Source organism: Nocardia sp. NPDC050713 (genome assembly GCF_040654315.1).
GTDB lineage: Bacteria > Actinomycetota > Actinomycetes > Mycobacteriales > Mycobacteriaceae > Nocardia.
Genome location: NZ_JBFAHS010000024.1, coordinates 1 through 22,042 on the forward strand (window position 1 = coordinate 1; position 22,042 = coordinate 22,042).

Here is a 22,042-nt window from a genome sequence, read left to right on the forward strand (position 1 = left end):
CAGTGCAGTCGCTCGGCCTGCTCGGCCCAGAACGCGTCGCGATCGTCGGCGGCCGCCCGGTACAGCGAGGCGTCGGCGTTCGCCGCGGCGGCGAATTCCGCGCTGGGCGGATACGAGTCCCGGTGGTCGGCGGTGGTTTCGGTCATCACGTCTCTTCTTTCGCGTCGGCTCTGCCCACCTCGACACTAGCCAACTGTGACCTACGCCGCGCCGAGGAGTACGCGCCGGGCCGCGCGCATTCGGTGACATAGTTTCGGTGTTTCGCCGATGTTGCCGCGTTGGTAACAAGTGAAACGAACATAGGGCGATCCGATGACAAGGTCACCCGCCGATGGCTAACGTCGCTGACATTCCGAGGCGGGACGTGCGGGTACGCGCTGGAGAGGATCACGGGGCGCCGCACAGCCGCCTTCGACCTTCTCGAAATCGGGAGTACGCGTTGCGATTCCACAGAGTTACCGCGCTCGCCGCGGCGGTCTTGCTGGCCACAAGCCTAGGACTGTCCGCATGTTCCACCGATGACGGAGCCGATGCCGACATCGTCACCGTCAACGGCGCCGAACCGCAGAATCCGCTGGTGCCCACCAACACCAACGAGAACATGGGCGGTCGGGTGGTCGATCGGCTGTTCGCCGGGCTGAAGTATTACGACGCCGACGGCAAGGCGCACGACGAAATGGCCGAATCGATCGAGACCGCCGATCGCAAGAGCTATCGAATCACCATCGAGCCGGACTGGAAGTTCACCGACGGCACGCCGGTGACGGCCAAGTCCTTCGTCGACGCGTGGAACTACGGCGCACTCGGCACCAACGCGCAGCTGCAGAGCTACGTCTTCTCGCCGATCGTCGGCTTCGACGAGGTGTCCGCGGAAAAGCCCACCGCGCAGACGATGTCGGGTCTGAAGGTGGTAGACGACCGCACCTTCACCGTCGAGTTGAAGGCTCCCTCCATCGATTTCGAGAGCGAACTCGGCTACGCGCCGTTCTATCCGCTGCCCGAGGCGGCGCTCGAGGATATGCAGGCGTTCGGGCAGAACCCGATCGGCAACGGCCCGTACAAGTTCGCCGACGCGGGCGCGTGGGAACACAACGTCAAGATCGATCTGGTGCCCAACCCGGACTACCAGGGCGGTCGTCCGGCCAAGAACAAGGGCCTGCGGTTCGTGATGTACCAGTCCTTCGACACCGCCTACGCCGACCTGCAATCCGGCAACCTCGACGCGCTCGACACCATTCCGTCCAGCGCGCTCTCGGTGTACAAGCAGGAGCTCGGTGATCGCGCGATCGCCAAGCCGGTCGCGCAGAACCAGCACATCGGCGTGCAGTCCAACGTCCCGCATTTCGCGGGCGAGGAGGGCCTGCTGCGCCGGCGCGCGATCTCGATGGCGATCAATCGGGAACAGATCTGCGAGAAGATCTTCCACGGCACCCGCATCCCGGCCCGCGACTTCACCGCGAGCACGCTGCCCGGCTTCGACGGCAACCTGCCCGGTTCCGAGGTGCTGAAGTACAACCCGGAGGAGGCCAAGCGGCTGTGGGCGCAGGCCGACGCCATCGCGCCGTGGTCGGGCCGCTACGAGATCGCCTACAACTCCGACGGCGGCCATCAGGCCTGGGTGGAGGCGGTGGCCAACAGCGTCAAGAACACCCTCGGCATCGACACGATCGCGGTGCCCTACCCGACCTTCAAGAACATCCGCGACGAGGTGAACGCCGAGACCATCGGCAAGTCGTTCCGGTACGGCTGGCAGGGCGACTATCCGACGATGCTGCAGTTCCTCACCCCCCAGTACTACAGCTACTCCGAGACCAACAACGTCAACTACAACAATCCCGAATTCGACCGCCTGCTCGACGCCGCGCTGGCCGCGCCGTCGCAGGAGGAGTCCTACCGGCTCGTCGCTCAGGCGCAGGCGCTGCTGATCCGCGACATGGCCGACATTCCGGTACTGAATTACGTGGCGGCGGCGGGACATTCGGATCGCGTCAGCAACGCGCGACTCGCCTGGAACGGCTTGTTCGACTTCGAGAACATCGAGAAGTAGCCGCGTTGGAGCCGGGCCGACGACGAAAGTCGGCCCGGCTCGGCACTTTCCGGAGGAAATATGGCTTGGTACATCCTGCGCCGACTGCTCCAGATGATCCCGGTGTTCCTCGGCGCGACGCTGCTCATCTACGCGATGGTCTTCCTCATCCCCGGCGACCCGATCAAGGCGCTGGCCGGTGAGAAGCCGCTCACCCCGGCCGTCGAGGCCCAGCTGCGGGCCAGATATCACCTCGACGAGCCGTTCTTCATGCAGTACCTGCTCTATCTGAAAGGCATTCTGACCTTCGACTTCGGCACTGCCTACTCGGGCCGTCCGGTCCGCGACGAGCTGGCGCGCGCCTTTCCGATCACGATCAAGCTGGCCTTCATGGCGGTTTTCATCGAAGGCGTTTTCGGCATCGTGTTCGGCCTGATCGCGGGGTTGCGCAAGGGCAAGCTGTTCGATTCGACGATGTTGGTGGCCAGCCTGGTCATCATCGCGGTGCCGGTGTTCGTCGTCGGTTACCTCGCGCAGTTCCTGTTCGGGGTGAAGTGGGGCATCGCGCCGACGACCGTCAGCGGAAAGGCGAGTTTCGCGGAGCTGCTGCTGCCCGCGATCGTGCTCGGTTCGCTCTCGTTCGCCTATGTGCTGCGGCTTACGCGGAACTCGGTGGCGGAGAACATGTCCGCCGACTACGTGCGCACCGCGACCGCCAAAGGATTGAGCAGGCGGCGCGTGGTGACCGTGCACATTCTGCGCAATTCCATGATCCCGGTGGTCACGTTCCTCGGCGCCGACCTCGGCGCGCTGATCGGCGGGGCCATCGTCACCGAGGGCATCTTCAACATCCCCGGCGTCGGCGGCACGCTGTACCAGGCGATACAGCGGGTGGAGCCGCCGACGGTCGTCTCGTTCGTGACCGTGCTGGTGGTGATCTTCCTGATCGCCAACCTCGTCGTGGATCTGCTCTACGCCGCACTCGACCCGAGGATCCGCTATGCCTGAGCTGGAGAAAGACGTGGGCCGGCCCGGTCAGGAGTACTACGTCGCGCCGCCGGACGAGGTCGAGGTGCTGGCCACCGACCGCGTCGACGCCTCGGGCGAGCCGACGAGCATCTGGGGCGACGCCTGGCGGCAGCTGCGGCGCAACCCGATCTTCGTCGTCGCGGTCCTGTTGATCGTGGCGGTGACGGTGGTCGTGCTGTGGCCGGGGTTGTTCACCGATCAGGACCCGCGCCGGTGTCTCGGCGACGACATCATGGCGCCCCCGCGCCCCGGGCATCCGTTCGGTTTCGACCGGCAGGGCTGCGACGTCTACACCCGCACCCTCTACGGCGCGCGCGCCTCGGTGCTGGTCGGGCTCGGGGCGGCCGCGTTGTTCGTGCTGATCGGCGGCACGCTCGGCGCGCTGGCCGGGTTCTTCGGCGGAGTGCTCGACGAGATCGTCTCGCGCATCGCCGAGATCTTCTACGCCATCCCGATGGTGCTCGCCGCGATCGTCCTGCTGCAGATGCTGCGGCCCGCCACCATGTGGAACGTCGTTCTGGTGCTCGCGTCGTTCACCTGGCCGCAGGCGGCCCGCATCGCCCGCGGCGCGGTCATCGAGGCGAAGAACAGCGAATATGTCACGGCGGCAAAGGCGTTGGGCGTCTCGCGGACGGGGACGCTGGTGCGGCACGTGCTGCCCAACGCGGCGGGGCCGCTCATCGTGGTCTCCACCATCTGGCTGGGGGTCTTCATCGTCGCCGAGGCGACGCTGTCGTATCTCGGTGTCGGTCTGCCGCCCGACATCGTGTCCTGGGGCGGCGATATCGCCAGGGCCAAGAACGATCTGCGCACCTCGGCGATCCTGTTCTATCCGGCCGCCGCGCTGGCCATCACGGTGCTGAGCTTCATCATGCTCGGCGACGCGGTGCGCGACGCGCTCGATCCGAAGGCAAGGAAGAGGTGAGCGCCGCGATGCCGGACCGTCCACTGCTCGAAATCCGCGATCTGAACGTCTCTTTCAGTGCCGAGGGCAGGCTGGTGCCCGCCGTGCAGGACGTCGGCCTCGCCGTATACCCGGGCCAGACCGTGGCGATCGTCGGGGAGTCGGGTTCCGGGAAGACCACCACGGCGCACGCCGTCATCGATCTGCTGCCCGGTACCGGCCGGGTCACCTCGGGGTCGATCGTCTTCGACGGCAAGGATCTCACCAAGGCGTCGAAGAAGGAGATCGTCGCAGTGCGCGGTCGCGGTATCGGGCTGGTGCCGCAGGACCCGATGTCCAATCTGAATCCGGTGTGGAAGGTCGGCTTCCAGGTGCGGGAGACGTTGGCGGCCAACGGAATCGCCAAAGGCTCCGCGGCGGGGAAGCGGGCCGTCGAACTGCTCGAAGAAGCCGGTATGCCGGATGCCGCGCGCCGGGTGAACCAGTACCCGCACGAGTTCTCCGGCGGGATGCGGCAGCGGGCACTGATCGCGATCGGATTGTCGTGCCGTCCGAAGCTGTTGATCGCCGACGAGCCGACTTCCGCGCTGGACGTCACCGTGCAGCACCAGATTCTCGACCATCTCGATTCGCTGACCAGCGAATTGGGCACCGCCGTCCTGCTCATCACGCACGATCTCGGGCTGGCCGCCGAGCGGGCCGAGCACCTGGTGGTGATGTATCGCGGGCGGGTGGTGGAATCCGGTCCCGCCCTGCGTATCCTGCGCGAACCCCAGCACGCCTACACCAAGAAGCTGGTGAACTCCGCGCCCTCGCTCGCTTCGCAGCGGCTCTCGGCGGTGCGCGAGCGGATCGAGATCCGCGAGCAGGCGGTGCAGGTGGCCGAACAGGGCGCCGCGGCCGCGACGGCCGATGTCGTTGTCGCCGAGCGCCTCACGAAGGTGTTCCCGATCCGCGGTGGGGCGCCGTGGAAGTCTTCGGAGTTCCGCGCCGTCGACGACGTGTCCTTCCGGCTGCGCCGCGGGACCACCACGGCCATCGTCGGCGAATCCGGTTCGGGCAAGTCGACCGTCGCGCAGATGGTGCTCGGCCTGCTCGCGCCCACCTCCGGCACGGTGACCTTCGACGGACGCGACGTCGCGAAGCTGGATCGCAAGAGCGCCTTCGCCTTTCGCCGACGGGTGCAGGCGATCTTCCAGGACCCGTACGGCTCGCTCGACCCGATGTACTCGATCTACCGCACGATCGAGGAGCCGCTGCGCACGCACAAGATCGGTACTTCGAAAGAGCGCGCCGCGACGGTGCGGGACCTGCTGGACAAGGTGTCGCTGCCTGCCTCGGTGCAGCGGCGCTATCCGAACGAGCTGTCCGGCGGTCAGCGTCAGCGGGTCGCGATCGCGCGGGCGCTCGCGTTGTCGCCCGAAGTGGTGATCTGCGACGAGGCCGTGTCGGCGCTGGACGTGCTCGTGCAGGCGCAGATCCTGAGTCTGCTCAACGACCTGCAGGCCGAGCTGGGCCTGTCGTACCTGTTCATCTCGCACGACTTGGCCGTGGTGCGCCAGATCGCCGACGACGTGCTGGTCATGCAGCAGGGCCGAGTCGTCGAGGCGGCGGCCGCCGAGGAGGTCTTCGACCATCCGCGCGAGGACTACACGCGCAGGCTGCTCGACGCGATCCCCGGGCGGGATCTGCTCGCGGGGTGAGGCGGGCGCGCAAGTAGCCTCGTCTTTCGTGACCGACCCGCTGCAGCCCCTCGTCGACCTGCCCGGCGTGCGCGACGCCGCCGACCGCGCCCGCGATGCCCTCGCGGCGGTGCACCGGCACAAGTCGAACCGCCGCGGTTGGGCGGTCACCGCGGCCGAGGCGGCGGTGCGCGCGGCGCGGTCCTCGGCGGCGATCGACGGCGGCAGCACCGAGCTGCCCGCGGACGGGCAGGTCGGGGATCCGATCCTGGCCGGCTCGCTGCGCGTCGGACAGGCGCTCGACGGCGACGCCCTGCGCAACCTCACGGGCACTTGGCAGCGCGCGCCACTCCAGGCGCTCGCCCGGCTGCACCTGCTCGCCGCCGCCGACCTGGTCTCCGAGGAGGAGCTGCTCGGGCGGCCGCGCACGGATCCGGGCGTCGCCGAGCGGCTCGACCTGCTCGCGCAGACGGTGTTGGCCACGAAAGCGCCCGCGCCCGTCGTCGCGGCGGTGGTGCACGGCGAGTTGCTCGCGCTGCGGCCGTTCGGCACGGCCGACGGGATCGTCGCGCGCGCGGCCTCGCGGTTGGTGTCGGTGGCAAGGGGGCTCGACCCGCACAGCCTGGGTGTGCCGGAGGTGTTCTGGTTGCGGCGCAAGCAGGCGTACGACGCCGCCGCCGCGGAATTCGGGACCGGTCGGCCGGACGCGGTCGGCGGATGGGTGATCTTCTGCTGCGGTGCGCTGGAGGACGGCGCCAGGGAGGCGACGTCGATCGCGGACGCGGCGGCGGGGTAACGGCTCGGCTTCGGTGCCGCGTGCGCTGGTCGATGCCGCGTGCGCGGGATTCGATGCCGCTGCGCTGAGGCGTCCGCGCGTGCGGGTGCGGAACCCCCGCACATCAAAGCGGGCGGCGTTGTCGTTGACGACCTCACCGCCCGCTAGCACGGACTACCGGGTTACCAAGCGTGCTAGGTGGGTTGTGTTCTGCGGCCTCGGCGACTATTCGGACTCCGCCGGTTCATCCCCGCAACCTGTGCGAGGCCTTCGCCGTCGACAATCCGAATCTCGCAGGCCCACAACGCTTCTGCCCTTGTCGCGGCGTGCTCCGCGTGGGTGCCTGGTGTCCGTGCTGGGAAGGGTGGGATGGGAGACTGAACCTTCTCTTCCGGCTCCGCCTTGGCCTTCCGTCCTTCCGTGCCTCCTTTCTACCACTGTGAGTGGGCTCACTCAAGGGTTGAGAAAGCAATGAATTATTGGCGTGTCTGTCGGCGTTTCGTGATTAAATGCCTGGTCGCGGGCACCCCTCGTATCGGGTCGGCAGACCCCTTCGGCAAGCCTTCCGCTGCCCCGTCGAACAGCGCGGCGGAGGGCGTTCGGACCCCGCAGTCAATGATCAGCGTCGGGCCGTCGGCGATCAGCGGCGGCGGCGCAGCAGGCGGTAACTGATCGCTCCGGCCAGCACCGCGCTGAGCCCGACGGCCGCTGTCGCGGCAAGGGTGGTGGACGACGGCGACTGAAACCGCGCCCACAGCGAGACCGGGTTGGAGAAGGTGAGGATCGGCCAGCCGCGCGTGACCGCCTCGCGGCGCAGATTGCGATCCGGGTTCACCGCCGTCGGATGTCCGACGGCGCTCAGCATCGGCAGATCGGTCACCGAATCGGAGTAGGCGTAACAGCGCGAGAGGTCGTAACCCTCTGTGGCGGCGAGCTTTTCGATGGCCTCGACCTTGCCCTCGCCGTAGCAGTAGAACTCGACCTCGCCGGTGTACTTGCCGTCCGCGACGACCATCCTGGTGGCCGCGGTGCGCGAGGCGCCGAGCACCTCCGCGATGGGCCCGACCATCTCCTCGCCGGAGGCCGAGACGATCACCACGTCGTGGCCCCGAATCTTGTGGTCCGCGATGAGATCGGCGGCCTCGGCGTAGATCAGCGGGTCGACCAGTTCGTGAAGCGTCTCGGCGACAATGGATTTCACCTGTTCGACGTCCCAGCCCGCGCACATCTTCGTCAGATGTTCGCGCATACGCTCCATTTGGTCGTGGTCGGCGCCGGACAGCAGGAACAAGAAGTGCGCGTAGCTGCTTTCCAGCACCGCTCTGCGGTTCAGCAGGCCCTGGGCGAAGAACGGCTTGCTGAACACGAAGGTGCTCGATTTGGCGATCACCGTCTTGTCCAGATCGAAGAACGCGGCGACGCGCCCGCGTCCGATCGGGGTGCTGTTCACCGTCGTCGCGGCGCCCGCCTGGTGGTCAGGAACGGTTGTCTGGTCGCCCTCGGCCGTCACCCGTTCAGAATATGCACGCGATGCAAATCGCGGTGGCCGGGTGGGGTCTCCGGAGGCGGCCACGAGTTTGCCCGGGAGACGCCGGAGCCGCGGTGACGGCAAAGTTCTTCGTAGACAGACTTGCGTGACGGCCGGGGATTGGGTGTAGTATTGCTGGCACCTGGACATGGTCCAGGCGCGTTCAGCCCGACCCCCCGGGGCTGAACCCGACGGCCCCAGCCTCCTCCCCCCCCGGCTGGGGCCGTCCTCTATTTCGGGGACGGATTCCCCTCTTCGCTGGCTCGGCGGTTGTCCACAGCGGCGGAGTTATCCACATTCGGCATCTCGGGTCTTCTGGTGTGTCGCCAATTGCACCACGCTGACCTGCATGGATACCGACGCCGCGCAGACCGCCTGCATATCGCCCGCGCTCGTGCTCATCCGGGATGTCCGGTTACGCGACGAGGTCCGCCGGGTGGCGGCGGCAGCGGAACGCCAGCTGGACGAGCGTGAGCCGCCGGTGGGCAGGCATGTCTGGTCCGGAACGCCCCTGGTGATCCTCGACACAGTGGGTGCGCGCTCGTGCGCGGCGGCCGGTTGCGCCCGGCGGGTGGGCGTCGTTCTGGTGACCGAAGGGGAGCCCGAACTGTCCGATTGGCAGGCCGCGGCGGCGATCGGAGCCGAGCGCGTCATCGCCCTGCCCGCGTCCGCCGAGGGACTTGTCGAGAAGTTTGCTGAGCACGGCGAGCGGCGCGCTTCCGACGGCATCGCGGTGGCGTTTGCGAGCGGATCCGGCGGCGCGGGCGCCTCGGTTCTCGCCGCAGCGACCGCCCTGCGAGCCGCCGCCGAAGGGTTCCGGCACGACGTGGTGCTCGTCGACGGGGCGCCCTTCGGCGGCGGTCTCGACCTGCTGTTGGGCATAGAGACAGGTATGGGTCCCCGCTGGCCGGACTTGGTCGTCGAAGACGGCAGGGTCGCGGCCTCGGCACTGCACAACGCACTGCCGAGGGCGGCGCCGGGGCTCAGCGTGTTGTCCTGCGGCCGCGGCGGTGCCGGTAGATTGCCGAGCCGCATCGGCGCCGGTGCGGTGCGCGCGGTGATCGAAGCAGGCCGTGCCGCAGGCGATCTCGTGATTTGCGACATTTCCGGCGAGCGCGGCGCGCACGCGGAGCAGATGCTCGACCGCGCGGATCTGGTGGTGTTGGTCGTGCAGGCGACACTGCGGGCGGTGGCGGCCGCGGAGTCCGTCGCGGCGTACATCGGACGGCGAAATCCCAACCAGGGATTGGTGGTTCGAGGCCCAGCGCCGGGCGGTCTGCGCGGGGCAGAGGTGGCCGAGGTGCTCGATCTGCCCCTGCTCGCGGCCGTGCGCGCCCAAGGGGGTCTTGCGGGCCGATTGGAACGTGGCGGTCTCCCCACGCCGCGGCGCGGACCGCTCAAGGACGCTGCCGACGCCGTGCTGGCCGTGCTCGGTACGCCGACGGTGCGGAGCGGACGGTGAGCGCGCTCGTCACGGCCGAGCTGCTGGATCGCGTGCGAGAACGGCTGGCGGGTGCGCCCGGCGCGCCGGAACCGGCGGCCGTGGCGGCGGCCATTCGAGCCGAAGCGGGCGGCGTGCTCGGCGACACCGACCTGCTGCGGGCGTTGCGGCTGTTGCAGACCGAGATGACGGGCGCGGGAGTGCTGGAACCCCTGCTGCACGACCCGCGGGTGGCGGACGTGCTGGTGACAGCGCCCGACGCGGTCTGGATCGACCGGGGGTACGGGTTGGAGAAGACCTCGATCACGTTCCAGGACGAGGCGGCGGTACGCCGGCTGGCCCAGCGATTGGCGCTCGCGGTGGGCCGCAGACTCGACGACGCGCAGCCATGGGTGGACGGCAGGTTGACCGGAAGCGAAGCGGCGCTCGGTGATTCGTTCGGCGTCCGCCTGCACGCGGTACTCGCGCCGATCGCGCACGGCGGTACCTGCCTCTCGCTGCGGGTGCTGCGGCCCGCCACGCAGGGGTTGGACGCGCTCGCCGCGTCCGGCGCCGTGCCGCCGACGGCGAAAACGCTGCTGGAGCGGATCATCCGGGCCCGGCTCGCGTTTCTGGTGGTCGGCGGCACCGGCGCGGGAAAGACGACACTGTTGTCCGGCCTGCTCGCCAAGGTCGATGCCCGGGAACGGATCGTGTGCGTCGAAGACGCGGCCGAACTCGCGCCGCCGCATCCGCACGTGGTGCGCCTCGTCGCGCGCACGGCCAACGTCGAGGGCGTCGGCGCGGTGACGGTCCGGGACCTGGTGCGGCAGGCGCTGCGCATGCGACCGGACCGGATCGTCGTCGGCGAGGTACGCGGAGCCGAAGTGGTCGACCTGCTGACCGCGTTGAACACCGGCCACGACGGCGGCGCCGGCACCGTCCACGCGAACTCCCCGCGCGAAGTACCCGCCCGCCTGGAAGCCCTGGCGGCGCTCGGCGGCATGGGCAGCGCCGCACTGCACAGCCAGCTCGCCGCCGCGGTCCAGGTGGTGCTGCACGTGGAGCGCCGGGCGGACGGTTCGCGTGGACTGCGAGAGGTCGGTGTGCTCGATCGTGCGGAGAGCGGGAAGGTGCGGATCATCGCGGCTTGGCGGGCAGACGGTGGAGCGGTGCCGGGGGCGGGAGCGTTGGAAAGTCTTCTGGCGGAACGGGTCGGGCGATGAACAGACCGATGTCGTGGGTGGGCGAGCGGCTTGCGCAACAGGGGTGCGCGGACCCGGCGGCAGTGCTGGCCGGGGCCGCCCGGGCGGACCTCCTGATGGGATGGAGTCGGCGATGACAGCGGCGATGTTGTGCCTGGCGCTCGCGGCTCTGCTCTTGCCCAATGCGGGTGCGAGACGACGGTTTCGCGGACTGTTCTCGTTGGAGGGCGCGCGAATTTTGAACTACAGCAAGGTTGTTCGGGTCTCGGTGATTCTGGGTGTGGTATCCACCGCGCTGCTGGGCGTCGGGACCTTCCTCGCCGCCGCGCTGCTGGCGGCCACCGTGGGGCTGCGTAGGCGGCGGGCTCGCGGCGACCGTCACCGTGCGGAGGAGTGTGCCCACCTTCTCGACGCGCTCGGGGCGGTCATCGGCGAGCTGCGAGTCGGCGCGCACCCGAGCACGGCCGCGGACGTCGCCGCTCAGGAATCGCGCGGCGCGGCGGCCCACGCCTTCGCGGTCAGCGCCGCCCGCAGCAAGCTGGGTGGTTCCGGCGCCGACGGCCTGCGCGACTCGGGTGCCGTCGTCGAAGCCGAACTCGCTCGCATCGCCGACGCATGGCGGATCGCCGAAGACCACGGTCTGGCGCTCGCCGAGCTTCTGACGGCCGCCCGCGCAGACCTGCGGGGACGCATCCGTTTTCGTGCCCGCGCGACCGCCGCTCTCGCGGGTGCTCGCGCCACGGCCACGGTTCTGTCCACGCTCCCGCTGCTCGGATTGGCCTTGGGGCAGCTCATGGGCGCCGATCCACTGCGGGTCCTCTTCGCCTCCTCGGCGGGAGGCCTGTTGCTTCCACTCGGCGTGGGCCTGGCCTGTGCGGGACTGCTGTGGAGCGATGCGATCACGCGAAAGGTGCTGGTGTGAAAGGGCGCGGTGTTCCTCGGAGCCGCCGGGGCGGTTTTCCATCGGCGACGTCGCCAGTGGTCCCGTCGCCGGTACTGGCGCGGATGTGTGCCCTCGCCACAACGAGAACCGCCTTCTGCGGACGATCGAGCCGCCGTTGCCTGGGCGAAGTCGGGGCCGGTCCGCAGTGGTTGTCCGGAACCGCGAGCGGTCGTCCGGTGCTCGCGAATTCATTGCTGCGGAAGGGGATTCGGCATGACGATCGAGACGGGCGTCGCGACTCTGGCGCTGGCCGGAGCCTTCGCGCTGTGGCCGGGGCGCGTCGGTCCCAATCGGCGACTGCGGCTGCTGGCGCCGGTCGCAGGCGCGACGAATACGAAACCGGAGAAGCTGAGCGCGGGCGACCCGCTCGATATCGCCTCGGTGTTCGATCTGCTTGCCGCATGTCTGCGCGCGGGTCTGCCGATGGCGGGTGCGGCGCGAGCTGTGGCGAGTGGAGCGCCGTGGTCGGTCGGTGCGGCGCTGTGCACCGCCGCGGACCTGCTGGCGCTCGGATCGGAGCCGAGCGCCGCGTGGGAGCGCGCGGCGCGGGAAGCGGCGGGGCGGCCGGGCTCGGCCGAGATCGATTCGCTGGCCCGGATGGCACGACGTTCGGCGCGCTCTGGCGCGTCGCTGGCGGTGGCCGTGGGAGAACTCGCCGATCAGCACCGCGGCGCGGTCGAGGATGTGGCGGCGGCCCGAGCGGAACGCGCCGGCGTGCTGATCGGCGGTCCGCTCGGCCTGTGCTTCCTGCCCGCGTTCCTCTGCCTGGGCATCGTGCCCGTGGTGATCGGCCTGGCGGGGCGGGTCTTGGATGGCGGTCTCCTATGAATGGGCACCGCCTCGCCGATGGCGCACGGCCGCAGCAGTCTTACCCGCGCGGAGGGGCCGCGCGGGCCGAAGGGAAAGGGGAAGCCGGTGCGAATCGACAAACCGACGGCTCGCGCGCCGCGACGAGTCGGCGGCCCGCTGCTGGCCGAATGGTGCGCTCGCGCCCACACGGCCGCACGGGATTCGACGGCCGAAGTGGTCCGCGCGCTGCGTGGTTCCGCGACGGACATGGCGAGATCGCCGGGAAGTTCGATCCGGCGGGCCGCCCGCATGGCGGGTGTTCGCTTGGCTCGGAGGCGTGTGAAGTCGCGAAGGAGAGCGGCGCACCGCGCGGATCCAACGAGTCGGCACATGGTGCCTGCGAATGCCGCGGTCGCCGTGCGGCATCGGGATGCCGCATCGACGAGAGCCGAAGTAGATATGGCGGATTCGAGGTTTCCCTCCCGGCAGTTGCGTGCTCGCGCACGAGAAGCGATCGCGCGACTCCAGCTCCGCACGGTACGGGCAGCCGCTGCCGACGACGGCATGAGCACAGCGGAATACGCCATCGGCACGATCGCCGCGGCAGCGTTCGGCGCGGTGCTCTACGGGGTAGTGACCGGAGATTCGATCGTCGACGCGTTGACAAGGATCATCGACCGCGCCTTGAACACCACGGTGTAACGGCGGGCGCCGCGCGGCCCTCCCCTGTGATGGCGAGTGCTGCGCGGCGCTTCACCGTCGCGCCCGGTGTCCTGCGGCGTTCGACCGTGGTGGATGCAGTACGGCGCTTCACAGCCGCAGTGCGGCGCTCCACCGTGATGGCGGATGCCGCAGGTTCCCCTATGGCGGTGGCTGCTGCGGGGCGCACCACTGTCGCGGCGGGCGTTGGGCGGCGCCTTGGATCTACGCGGATCGCGGGCGATCGCGGTGCTGTCACGGTGGAGGCGGCGATCGCGCTCGGATCTCTCGTTGTCGCGGTGATGGCCTGCCTCGGAGCACTGCTCGCGGCGTCGACACAGGTCCGCTGTGTCGACGCCGCCCGCGAGGCGGCACGACTGGCGGCGCGTGGCGACGGGCCCAATGCCGTCATCACCGCCAGGCAGGTCGCCCCACCGAACGCAACCATTTCGCTCCGTACGGAAGGCGCCCACGTCGTCGCGGTCGTCTCCGCACGAACGCCCCTCGTTCCCCTCGAGCTACGCGCGGAGGCTGTGGCGGCTTTGGAACCGGAGGTGACGCGGTGAACGGGAGATCCGGATCGCCCATGCTCAGATGCGGTGGCACCAGCAGCCCGGCATGGCGAGGGGAGACAGGCGGGGCGACGGTGTTCGCGTGTGTGGCGTTGGTGGGGTTGATCGCGGCGGCGTTGTCGATCGGGCAGGTGGGAGCGGTGGTGGTGGCGCGGCATCGGGCGCAGGCGGGGGCGGATCTGGCCGCGCTGGCGGCGGCCGGGGCTTTGGACGGAGGAGTCGAAGCGGGGTGCGCGGCGGGCGAGAAGGTGGCGCGACGGATGGGCGCGCGGATTAGTGAGTGCCGGGTCGACGGATGGGATGCCACGGTGTCGGTGGCGCGAAATGTACCAATGGGTCTGTTCGGTGCGCGGACAGTGCACGCGATCGCCCGGGCGGGGCCGGTCGAAGAAGAAGAGTGACCGGTACGTACTAACACTCTCCGGTGTTTGTTGTGATGTCGAACAGACAATAGGATTATTCGAATAATTACGATGCGATATCTATTTTCCGCGCCGGGCGGAATATGTTGGCTATGAATCCGCACGTCGAGTGTCCAAGGCCACGGCAATAGCCCAGTTAACCTGAATCTAATCCTTTTTATTCGGCCAGGCGGCATCGCCGCGCCTGGTAGGGCGGAAGAGGGCTGGTGGAGGCAGCCGACTCCCGGAAACCACCCCCTAGATGGCGGTCCGGTCACGCTCGTGGGACGCAGCTGTCACGAACCGAGATCCGCGCTGTGACCTGGGCGAATAGAACCGTCGGGTCGGTCGTTCAACTCCGCGATGACGGCGGTCAACAGGCGCGCGGCGGCCCCCTTGTCGAGCGGGTGGTTGCCGTTGCCGCACTTGGGCGACTGCACGCACGACGGGCAGCCCTCCGCGCACGCGCAGGACTCGATGGCCGACAGCGTCGCCGAGAGCCAGCGGTGCAGCTGGGCGAACCCGCGCTCGGCGAAGCCCGCCCCACCGGGCTGGCCGTCGTAGACGAAGACGGTGGGCAGGCCGGTGTCCGGGTGCTCCGCCGTCGAGACTCCGCCGATGTCCCATCGGTCGCAGGTCGCGACAAGGGGCAGCAGGCCGATCGCGGCGTGCTCGGCGGCGTGCAGTGCGCCGGGCACCTGCCGCGGGTCGATTCCGGCGGCGACCAGGAGCGCGGGTGTGACGGTGTAGAGAACGGCGCGGGTCGGCAGGGATTGCGGCGGCAGATCCAGTTCGACCAGGTCGAGGACCTCGCCGGTGGGCAGGGTGCGCAGGTAGCCGATCACCTGGCTGGTTACGGTGACCTGCGCCAAGGCGCTGGTCACGGCCCCGTGTCGGTGCTGCTCGGTGAACGCGTCGACGGCGATATTGGTGACCTGCCGCGCGCTGGTCGTCCACCCGGGTTCGGCCGCGTGCACGAACGCTACGCCGCCCTCCATGTCGAGCTCGTCCACCACATAGGTCTCGCCTTGGTGCAGGTGGACGGCGCCTTGGTGCAGCGTCGCCGGGGCGCGCCCGGCATCGGCGGTGCCGAGCAGCCTGCCGGTCTCGCCGTCCACGATGGCCACCGGCGCGCCGATGCCGCCGCGGACGTCGACGTTGTCGTGCGGATGCGCGTCCGCGGTGACGTACCAGCGGGCGGCGCCGTCCTGACCTGCGTCGCGCCGCCGGATGAGACGTTCGGCGGCGAGGTCGGCGAGGACTTCACCGGCGCCGAGTTCCTCGACTTCGGCATCGGTGAGCGGCAGCTCGAGCGCCGCGCACAGCAGCTGCGGGCCCAATACATAGGGATTGCGCGGGTCGGTGATGGTGGCCTCGACCGGCTTGTCCAGCAGCGCCTCGGGATGGTGGACGAGGTAGGTGTCGAGCGGGTCGTCCCTGGCCACCAGCACGACCAGCGAACCCTGGGAACGCCGGCCCGCCCGGCCCGCCTGCTGCCAGAAGGAGGCGACCGTGCCGGGAAAACCCGAGATCACCACCGCGTCCAGGCCCGCTATGTCCACGCCGAGTTCCAGTGCGTTGGTGCTGGCCGCGCCGAGCAGGGAACCGTCGGAGAGTGCGGTCTCCAGGTCGCGCCGATCTTCGGCGAGGTATCCGGCGCGGTAGGCGGCGATCCGCTCGGCGAGGGCCGGATCCACCTCCGTGAGCAGCCGCCGCGCTTCCATCGCGGTGAGTTCGGCGCCGCGTCTGGACCGGACGAAGGTCAGCGTTCGCGCGCCCTCGATGACCAGATCGGCCATGATCCGTGCCGCCTCCGACGTCGCCGAGCGGCGGACCGGCGCACCGTTTTCGCCGGTCAGCGTCGTGAGCAGGGGCGGCTCCCACAGCGCGACGGTGCGCGCGCCCTGCGGCGAGCCGTCCTCGGTCACGGCGACGCAGGGCGCGCCGATCAGGCGGGACGCCGCGGCCGCTGGCTCGGCGGTGGTCGCCGAGCACAGGATGAAGACCGGATCGGCGCCGTAGCGGGCCGCGATCCGCCGCAGCCTGCGCAGGACCAGCGCGACGTGCGAGCCGAAGACGCCCCGATACGCATGGCATTCGTCGACGACCACATACCGCAGCCTGCGGAAAACCCGGGCCCAGCGCTGGTGTGACCGCAGCATGCCGACGTGCAGCATGTCCGGATTGGTGAAGATCCACCGTGCGTTCGCGCGGACCCACTGCCGGATCTCGGCGGGTGTGTCGCCGTCGTAAGTCGCCGGATGCACATCCCGCAGCGGGCCCTCGTGGGTCAGCGCGCCGACCGCGCGCAGCTGGTCGGCGCCGAGCGCCTTGGTCGGCGAGATATATAGGGCGGTGGCCTTCGGGTCGTCCAATAGAGCCGTCAACACCGGCAATTGATAGCCGAGGGATTTACCGGACGCGGTCCCCGTGCTGACCACGACGTGCCGTCCAGCGGCAGCCAACTCCGCGGTCCTGGTCTGATGCGTCCATGGGGCGTCGATTCCGCAGGCGCGGAGGGCTTCGATCACGTCCGGAGCGGCCCAATCCGGCCATTCGGTGCAGCCAGCATCCCGCGCCGGTAGCTCCACGACGTGGGTCAACCGGGGATCGCCGTCGAGGCCGCCGCTTTGGACACGATTCAGCAACGATCGCCCGTAGCCGGGGCTGCTGTCGCGCTCGGTCCGCGCCGCCTGATGGGTCGGATTCACGATGCCGGGGCTCCGACACGCGAGGAAAGTGTGAAACGTGTGCGAGTGGGAAGCTCCACCAGCCATTTCGATACCAAATAGCGACCTGGATCACATCTGGTTTGCCAGATGCTGTCCCGGTTATCCAGGGGCAAACGAACCTGAAGTACGGATTCGAGCATTGTGTCCCTCACCTGCACATTCGCAAGATCAACTTTTTTGCAAATTGTCGGTAACTCGACTGTTGAATTGCTCGAAGACATGGTTCACTAGTTCCTGGTCGCAAGCTTCTGTGTTCGAGGGACGGATCCAAAGTCCAAACCGTCAGCAGGATCGATGTTGCGAACGGTGTGCTTGGTGCTTTCCTGCAGGGGGAACCAAGAGTACAGCGGTCGGAACGGACCCGGTGGACGAACCCAGTTGTCCGCCGTTCCGGTAAGAAAAGAGAAGGAACAGAATGGCACAGGGAACTGTGAAGTGGTTCAACGCGGAGAAGGGGTTCGGCTTCATCGCGCCCGAGGACGGCTCCGCTGACGTCTTCGTCCACTACTCCGAGATCCAGGGGTCGGGCTTCCGGACCCTCGAGGAGAACCAGAAGGTCGAGTTCGAGGTTGGCCAGGGGACCAAGGGCCCCCAGGCCACCGGAGTCCGCGCGCTCAGCTGAGCGACGCTCAATCCACAGCTCGTCCCCCACCACCGGTGAGCCGGAGGTGGGGGACGAGCTATATCCGGGGTAGGTCGGAAAAGGGCACCGGCGGTCCGTGAAAAATATGAACTAAATGCGCGGCTGCCGACCGGCGTCGACTCCGCGGGCCGCGTTGCTCGAAGGATGCCGGTTCGCGAGCTTCGTATCGGTCGCCGGAGTGGGCGCGCATTGCGGTGCGAGGGTCGTTTCAGATGGAAAAACCGCAGCGTGCGGCACTTAACGCCAAGCCGCGTGCTCGGTCCGATCGCTGCCCGAACATCCGACCCAGCCACGACACCGCGACCGGTACTGGCACGCGGCGCATACGCTCGCCCGTCGCACAGCTGTGAAATCTGGCCCGCGCGCGTCGGAGGCCGAGCCACGGGTTACGCGCCCAGCCATCAGCAGCGGCAGAACGGCGCGATCCGGTCCGCGCCCGCGAACAGCGCGCAGGCGGTCCTCGTGGACGTAGGCCGAACTCCGGGAACCTCGGCGGTGAGCAGGCCGAGATCCCGGTTCATCCAGCTCGAGAACCTGCCCGGTGGCGAAGCACCTTGTCATTCAGCGCGATTGGCACACGCGCACACATCCAACTTGCCCCCGCACTCCGTATATATCGGCGACGACCCCAATACTCCACCACCCCACCAACCAGCCCAGGGCGAGCCTTACGAGCCCGTTCGCGGCCGTCTCGCTTCCGGACGGTCGAAGCGCACGCGACGCAGTCGCGAGTCTCTACCACTCGGAAGCGAGACATAAGTGGCCGCGAACACGCGCGCACCAGCGCGCCGAACAACAGGGCATACTGATCGGCAGCGATCACGTACGCTCAGTGGTTCGGGTCGCAAGCACTCGACCACAACCAGCGTCAAGGTATAAACGTGACTGGTAGCGATGTCAGCGTCGCCGCCGCTTGCCCCAAACCGCGCACGAACGCGCACCAGCGCGCCGCGCGGGTCGAGAAGGAAAGGTGTATTCGCCGGTGGCAACACGAGACCGCGGTGCAGCCGACCAGGGCCGTCCCCTGCGTCGTCTCGTGATCGTCGAGTCCCCTACCAAGGCCCGCAAGATCGCGCCCTACCTGGGCCGCAACTACACGGTCGAGGCCTCGGTCGGCCACATTCGGGACCTGCCGCGCGGAGCGGCGGACGTGCCCGCCAAGTACAAGGGGCAGCCGTGGGCGCGCCTCGGTGTGGACGTGGACAACGATTTCGAGCCCATCTATGTGGTGAGCCCGGATAAGAAGGCCAAGGTCACCGAGCTCAAGAGCCTGTTGAAGGACGCCGACGAGCTGTACCTGGCCACCGACCCCGACCGCGAGGGCGAGGCCATCGCCTGGCATCTGCTGGAGACGCTGAAGCCGAAGGTGCCGGTGCGCCGGATGGTGTTCCACGAGATCACCGAACCCGCCATCCAGGCCGCGGCGGCGGACACCCGCGAGCTGGATCCGGATCTGGTCGACGCGCAGGAGACCCGGCGCATCCTGGACCGGTTGTACGGCTACGAGGTCAGCCCGGTCCTGTGGAAGAAGGTCATGCCGCGGTTGTCGGCTGGCCGGGTGCAGTCCGTGGCGACCCGCGTGATCGTCCAGCGCGAGCGGGAGCGGATGCAGTTCCGTTCCGCGGAGTACTGGGATATCGCGGCCAAGCTGGACGCCGGTTCCGGCGAGGCGGTCGACGCCTCGAATCCGCGGACCTTCGGCGCGCGACTGGTGAACGTCGACGGCGCGCGGGTCGCGACCGGTCGAGATTTCGGTTCCGACGGGCAGCTCAAGTCGACCAACGGCGTGATCGTCCTGGACGAGGGCTACGCCCGACGGCTGGCCGAGGCGCTCGACGGCGCGGATCTGGTGGTCTCCTCGGCGGAGGCCAAGCCGTACAGCCGCAAGCCGTACGCGCCGTTCATGACGTCGACGCTCCAGCAGGAGGCGGGCCGCAAGCTGCGTTTCACCTCCGAGCGGACCATGCGGGTGGCGCAGCGGCTCTACGAAAACGGCTACATCACTTACATGCGTACCGACTCGACCACGCTGTCGGAGTCGGCGATCGCCGCGGCCCGCTCGCAGGCGACCCAGCTCTACGGCGCGGAGTATGTGCACCCGACGCCGCGCCAGTACACCCGCAAGGTGAAGAACGCGCAGGAGGCGCACGAGGCGATCCGCCCCGCCGGCGACACCTTCGCGACGCCGGGCCAGCTGCACGCGCGGCTCGACAACGACGAGTTCCGCCTGTACGAGCTGATCTGGCAGCGCACCGTCGCCTCGCAGATGGCCGACGCGCGCGGAACCACGCTGACGCTGCGCATCACCGGTGTCGCCGGTACCGGTGAGGAGTGCGTGTTCTCCGCTTCGGGTCGCACGATCACCTTCCCCGGCTTCCTCAAGGCGTACGTGGAAAGCGTGGACGAGGAGGCGGGCGGCCAGTCCGACGACGCCGAATCCCGGCTTCCCGCACTGGAAGAGGGCCAGGGCGTCACCGCGGTCGAGCTGAATCCCGATGGGCACAGCACGAATCCGCCCGCGCGCTACACCGAAGCCTCGCTGATCAAGACGCTCGAAGAGCTCGGCATCGGCCGTCCTTCGACGTATTCCTCGATCATCAAGACGATCCTGGACCGCGGATACGTGTACAAGCGCGGCAGCGCGCTGGTGCCGTCGTGGGTGGCGTTCGCGGTGGTCGGTCTGTTGGAGGCCTACTTCGGCAGGTTGGTGGACTTCGACTTCACCGCGGCCATGGAGGACGATCTCGACGCCATCGCAGGCGGGCGTGAGCAGCGCGGAAACTGGTTGTCCAGCTTCTACTTCGGCGGCGATCACGGCGTCGAGGGTTCGGTCGCGCGCTCCGGCGGGTTGAAGAAGATGGTCGGCGAGCAGCTCGACGACATCGACGCCCGCGAGGTCAACTCGATCAAGCTCTTCACCGACGACGAGGGCCGCGACGTGGTGGTCCGGGTCGGCCGGTTCGGGCCGTACCTGGAGCGCATGGTCGTCAATCCCGATGACCCCGAGGGTGATCCGATCTCGCAGCGGGCCAACCTGCCCGACGATCTGCCGCCCGACGAGCTGACGGCCGAGGCCGCCGAGAAGCTGTTCGCGACACCGCAGGAAGGGCGCAGTCTCGGCGTCGATCCGGAGACCGGGAACGAAATCGTCGCCAAGGAAGGACGTTTCGGCCCGTACGTCACCGAGATCCTGCCCGAGCCCGCCGCCGAGGAGACACCCGCGAAGAAGACCGCCAAGAAGGCGGCAGCGCCCAAGCCGCGCACCGGTTCGCTGTTCAAGTCCATGGATCTCGCCACGATCACCCTCGACGACGCGCTGAAGCTGCTGTCGCTGCCGCGGGTGGTCGGCGCGGACCCGGCCTCCGGCGAAGAGATCACGGCGCAGAACGGCCGCTACGGCCCGTACTTGAAGAAGGGCACCGACTCGCGGTCGCTGGCGTCGGAGGATCAGATCTTCACCGTCTCGCTGGACGAGGCGTTGAAGATCTACGCCGAGCCGAAGCGCCGCGGCAGGCAGGCCGCGAGCGCGGCGCCACTGCGTGAACTCGGTAACGACGCGGCGACCGGCAAACCGATGGTCATCAAGGACGGCCGCTTCGGTCCGTACGTCACCGACGGTGAGACCAACGCCAGTCTGCGCAAGGGCGACGAGGTCGAGTCCATCACCGACGAGCGCGCCTCTGAGCTGCTCGCCGACCGGCGCGCACGCGGGCCGGTGAAGAAGGCGGCCAAGAAGACCGCGGCCAAGAAGACGACGGCCGCGAAGAAGACCGCCGCCAAAAAGACGGCCACGGCGAAGAAGACCGCCGCCAAGAAGACGACGACCACCGCGAAGAAGGCCCCGGCCAAGAAGGCGGCCGCCGAGAAGTCCTGAGCGCCCGCCAACGGACTGGAGCTGTGGTCCGCGCTGTGCGACCGGGTTCGGGAGGACTGATCGTCTCGAGCCCGCACACGTGGCGTGGTACTGAATTGGTGCTATGTCGAACCTGAATCTGCGATTGCCCGAGGATCTGCACGCCGCGGCGTCGGCCGCGGCGGACGCCGCGCACGTGTCGCTGAATACCGCCATCTATTACCGCAGGAGGCGGAGGAATTCGCGCATCCAGGCGGGGTGGTCGGGCCAGGCGCGGCCGGTGACGATGTTGTCCTCGACGTGCGCCTCGCTGTCCACGAACTTGGCGCCCGCCGCCTCGATGTCGGGGGCGAGGGCGGGGTAGGCGCTGCACGAGCGGCCGGTGAGCACGCCCGCCGCGGCGAGGATCAGCGGGCCGTGGCAGAGGGCGGCAATGGGCTTGCGCTGCTCGGCGAAGTGCTGGACGACGCGCTGGCAGTCCGGGTTGTTGCGCAGGTACTCCGGCGCACGTCCGCCCGGAACCACGAGCGCGCCGTAGTCCTGCGGCACGACGTCGGCCAGCGCGATGTCGGCGGGCCAGCTGTGGCCGAGCTTCTCGGTGTAGGTGTCGAAGCCGTCCGCGAAGTCGTGGACGACGAATTGGAGCTTCTTGACGGTCGGCGCCGCGATGTCCACGGCGTGCCCCTCCTCGAGCAGGCGCTGGTAGGGGTAGAAGACCTCGAGGTCTTCGGCGGCGTCCCCGGCGATCAACAGGATTCTCACGATGATTCCACCTCCGCATCGAGGATCCGCCTGTGTGACGAGCCTGGTCAACGACCCGCGCGTCCACTGCCGCGTGTCG

17 protein-coding genes and 1 pseudogene are annotated in these 22,042 nt (G+C 68.7%); 15 read left to right on the top strand and 3 right to left on the bottom strand.

Going from position 1 to position 22,042, the window contains the following annotated elements:
- Positions 1 to 439: 439 nt before the first annotated feature.
- Genes AB0H49_RS31920 through AB0H49_RS31940 form a run of 5 tightly spaced genes read left to right on the top strand, consistent with a single transcriptional unit; the run spans position 440 to position 6,437 of the window.
- On the top strand, positions 440 to 2,047 hold the full coding sequence (locus tag AB0H49_RS31920; RefSeq protein WP_357256476.1) for an ABC transporter substrate-binding protein: 1,608 nt from the start codon (positions 440 to 442) through the stop codon (positions 2,045 to 2,047).
- Between the two features lie 60 nt (positions 2,048 to 2,107).
- Positions 2,108 to 3,034, top strand: coding sequence for an ABC transporter permease (locus tag AB0H49_RS31925; RefSeq protein WP_355000516.1), 927 nt, complete (start codon positions 2,108 to 2,110; stop codon positions 3,032 to 3,034).
- Positions 3,027 to 3,980: an ABC transporter permease gene (locus AB0H49_RS31930; protein ID WP_357256478.1), complete on the top strand. Its 954-nt coding sequence runs from the start codon at positions 3,027 to 3,029 to the stop codon at positions 3,978 to 3,980. Before AB0H49_RS31925 ends, AB0H49_RS31930 begins: the two co-directional genes overlap by 8 nt.
- Before the next feature lie 8 nt (positions 3,981 to 3,988).
- Positions 3,989 to 5,662, top strand: a complete 1,674-nt coding sequence (locus tag AB0H49_RS31935; RefSeq protein ID WP_357256480.1) for an ABC transporter ATP-binding protein — start codon at positions 3,989 to 3,991, stop codon at positions 5,660 to 5,662.
- Between the two features lie 28 nt (positions 5,663 to 5,690).
- Positions 5,691 to 6,437: an oxidoreductase gene (locus AB0H49_RS31940; protein ID WP_357256482.1), complete on the top strand. Its 747-nt coding sequence runs from the start codon at positions 5,691 to 5,693 to the stop codon at positions 6,435 to 6,437.
- Between the two features lie 619 nt (positions 6,438 to 7,056).
- Here AB0H49_RS31940 and AB0H49_RS31945 read toward each other — a convergent pair.
- Positions 7,057 to 7,866, bottom strand: a complete 810-nt coding sequence (locus tag AB0H49_RS31945; protein WP_357256596.1) for an HAD-IB family hydrolase — start codon at positions 7,864 to 7,866, stop codon at positions 7,057 to 7,059.
- A 427-nt stretch (positions 7,867 to 8,293) separates the two neighbouring features.
- Here AB0H49_RS31945 and ssd point away from each other — a divergent pair, with 427 nt between their 5' ends.
- From ssd to AB0H49_RS31980, 7 genes are all read left to right on the top strand, one after another.
- A complete protein-coding gene (gene ssd, locus AB0H49_RS31950) occupies positions 8,294 to 9,406 on the top strand; it encodes a septum site-determining protein Ssd (RefSeq protein ID WP_357256484.1) in 1,113 nt (370 codons plus the stop codon).
- Positions 9,403 to 10,590 carry a TadA family conjugal transfer-associated ATPase gene (locus AB0H49_RS31955; RefSeq protein ID WP_357256486.1) on the top strand — a complete coding sequence of 396 codons (1,188 nt, stop codon included), beginning with the start codon at positions 9,403 to 9,405 and terminating at the stop codon, positions 10,588 to 10,590. The genes ssd and AB0H49_RS31955 overlap by 4 nt, the downstream gene beginning before the upstream one ends.
- Positions 10,591 to 10,702: 112 nt before the next feature.
- The gene (locus AB0H49_RS31960) at positions 10,703 to 11,491 is read left to right on the top strand and encodes a type II secretion system F family protein (protein ID WP_357256488.1); all 789 of its coding nucleotides are present in this window, start codon (positions 10,703 to 10,705) and stop codon (positions 11,489 to 11,491) included.
- Positions 11,492 to 11,725: 234 nt separating this feature from the next.
- Positions 11,726 to 12,340, top strand: a complete 615-nt coding sequence (locus AB0H49_RS31965; RefSeq protein ID WP_357256490.1) for a type II secretion system F family protein — start codon at positions 11,726 to 11,728, stop codon at positions 12,338 to 12,340.
- A 420-nt stretch (positions 12,341 to 12,760) separates the two neighbouring features.
- Positions 12,761 to 13,003 carry a DUF4244 domain-containing protein gene (locus AB0H49_RS31970; protein WP_357256492.1) on the top strand — a complete coding sequence of 81 codons (243 nt, stop codon included), beginning with the start codon at positions 12,761 to 12,763 and terminating at the stop codon, positions 13,001 to 13,003.
- 161 nt (positions 13,004 to 13,164) lie between these two features.
- Positions 13,165 to 13,566 carry a TadE family type IV pilus minor pilin gene (locus AB0H49_RS31975; protein ID WP_357256494.1) on the top strand — a complete coding sequence of 134 codons (402 nt, stop codon included), beginning with the start codon at positions 13,165 to 13,167 and terminating at the stop codon, positions 13,564 to 13,566.
- 20 nt (positions 13,567 to 13,586) lie between these two features.
- Positions 13,587 to 13,973: an Rv3654c family TadE-like protein gene (locus AB0H49_RS31980; RefSeq protein WP_357256496.1), complete on the top strand. Its 387-nt coding sequence runs from the start codon at positions 13,587 to 13,589 to the stop codon at positions 13,971 to 13,973.
- Positions 13,974 to 14,269: 296 nt separating this feature from the next.
- Here the strand turns inward: AB0H49_RS31980 and AB0H49_RS31985 are convergent, their stop codons facing one another.
- Positions 14,270 to 16,621 carry a DEAD/DEAH box helicase gene (locus AB0H49_RS31985; protein ID WP_357256598.1) on the bottom strand — a complete coding sequence of 784 codons (2,352 nt, stop codon included), beginning with the start codon at positions 16,619 to 16,621 and terminating at the stop codon, positions 14,270 to 14,272.
- Positions 16,622 to 17,120: 499 nt separating this feature from the next.
- Between AB0H49_RS31985 and AB0H49_RS31990 the strand changes: the two genes are divergently transcribed.
- The 3 genes and pseudogenes from AB0H49_RS31990 to AB0H49_RS32000 form a co-directional block, all read left to right on the top strand.
- Positions 17,121 to 17,327 (top strand): cold-shock protein, encoded by a 207-nt coding sequence (locus tag AB0H49_RS31990; RefSeq protein WP_011206895.1) that lies wholly within the window; start codon positions 17,121 to 17,123, stop codon positions 17,325 to 17,327.
- 1,057 nt (positions 17,328 to 18,384) lie between these two features.
- Positions 18,385 to 21,222, top strand: coding sequence for a type I DNA topoisomerase (topA, locus tag AB0H49_RS31995; protein WP_357256600.1), 2,838 nt, complete (start codon positions 18,385 to 18,387; stop codon positions 21,220 to 21,222).
- 103 nt (positions 21,223 to 21,325) lie between these two features.
- Positions 21,326 to 21,400: pseudogene (locus tag AB0H49_RS32000) on the top strand (toxin-antitoxin system HicB family antitoxin); the annotation flags it as partial.
- A gap of 20 nt (positions 21,401 to 21,420) precedes the next feature.
- Here AB0H49_RS32000 and AB0H49_RS32005 read toward each other — a convergent pair.
- Entirely contained in the window at positions 21,421 to 21,963 is a 543-nt protein-coding gene (locus AB0H49_RS32005; RefSeq protein ID WP_355000506.1) for a DJ-1/PfpI family protein, read from the bottom strand.
- Positions 21,964 to 22,042 lie beyond the last annotated feature (79 nt).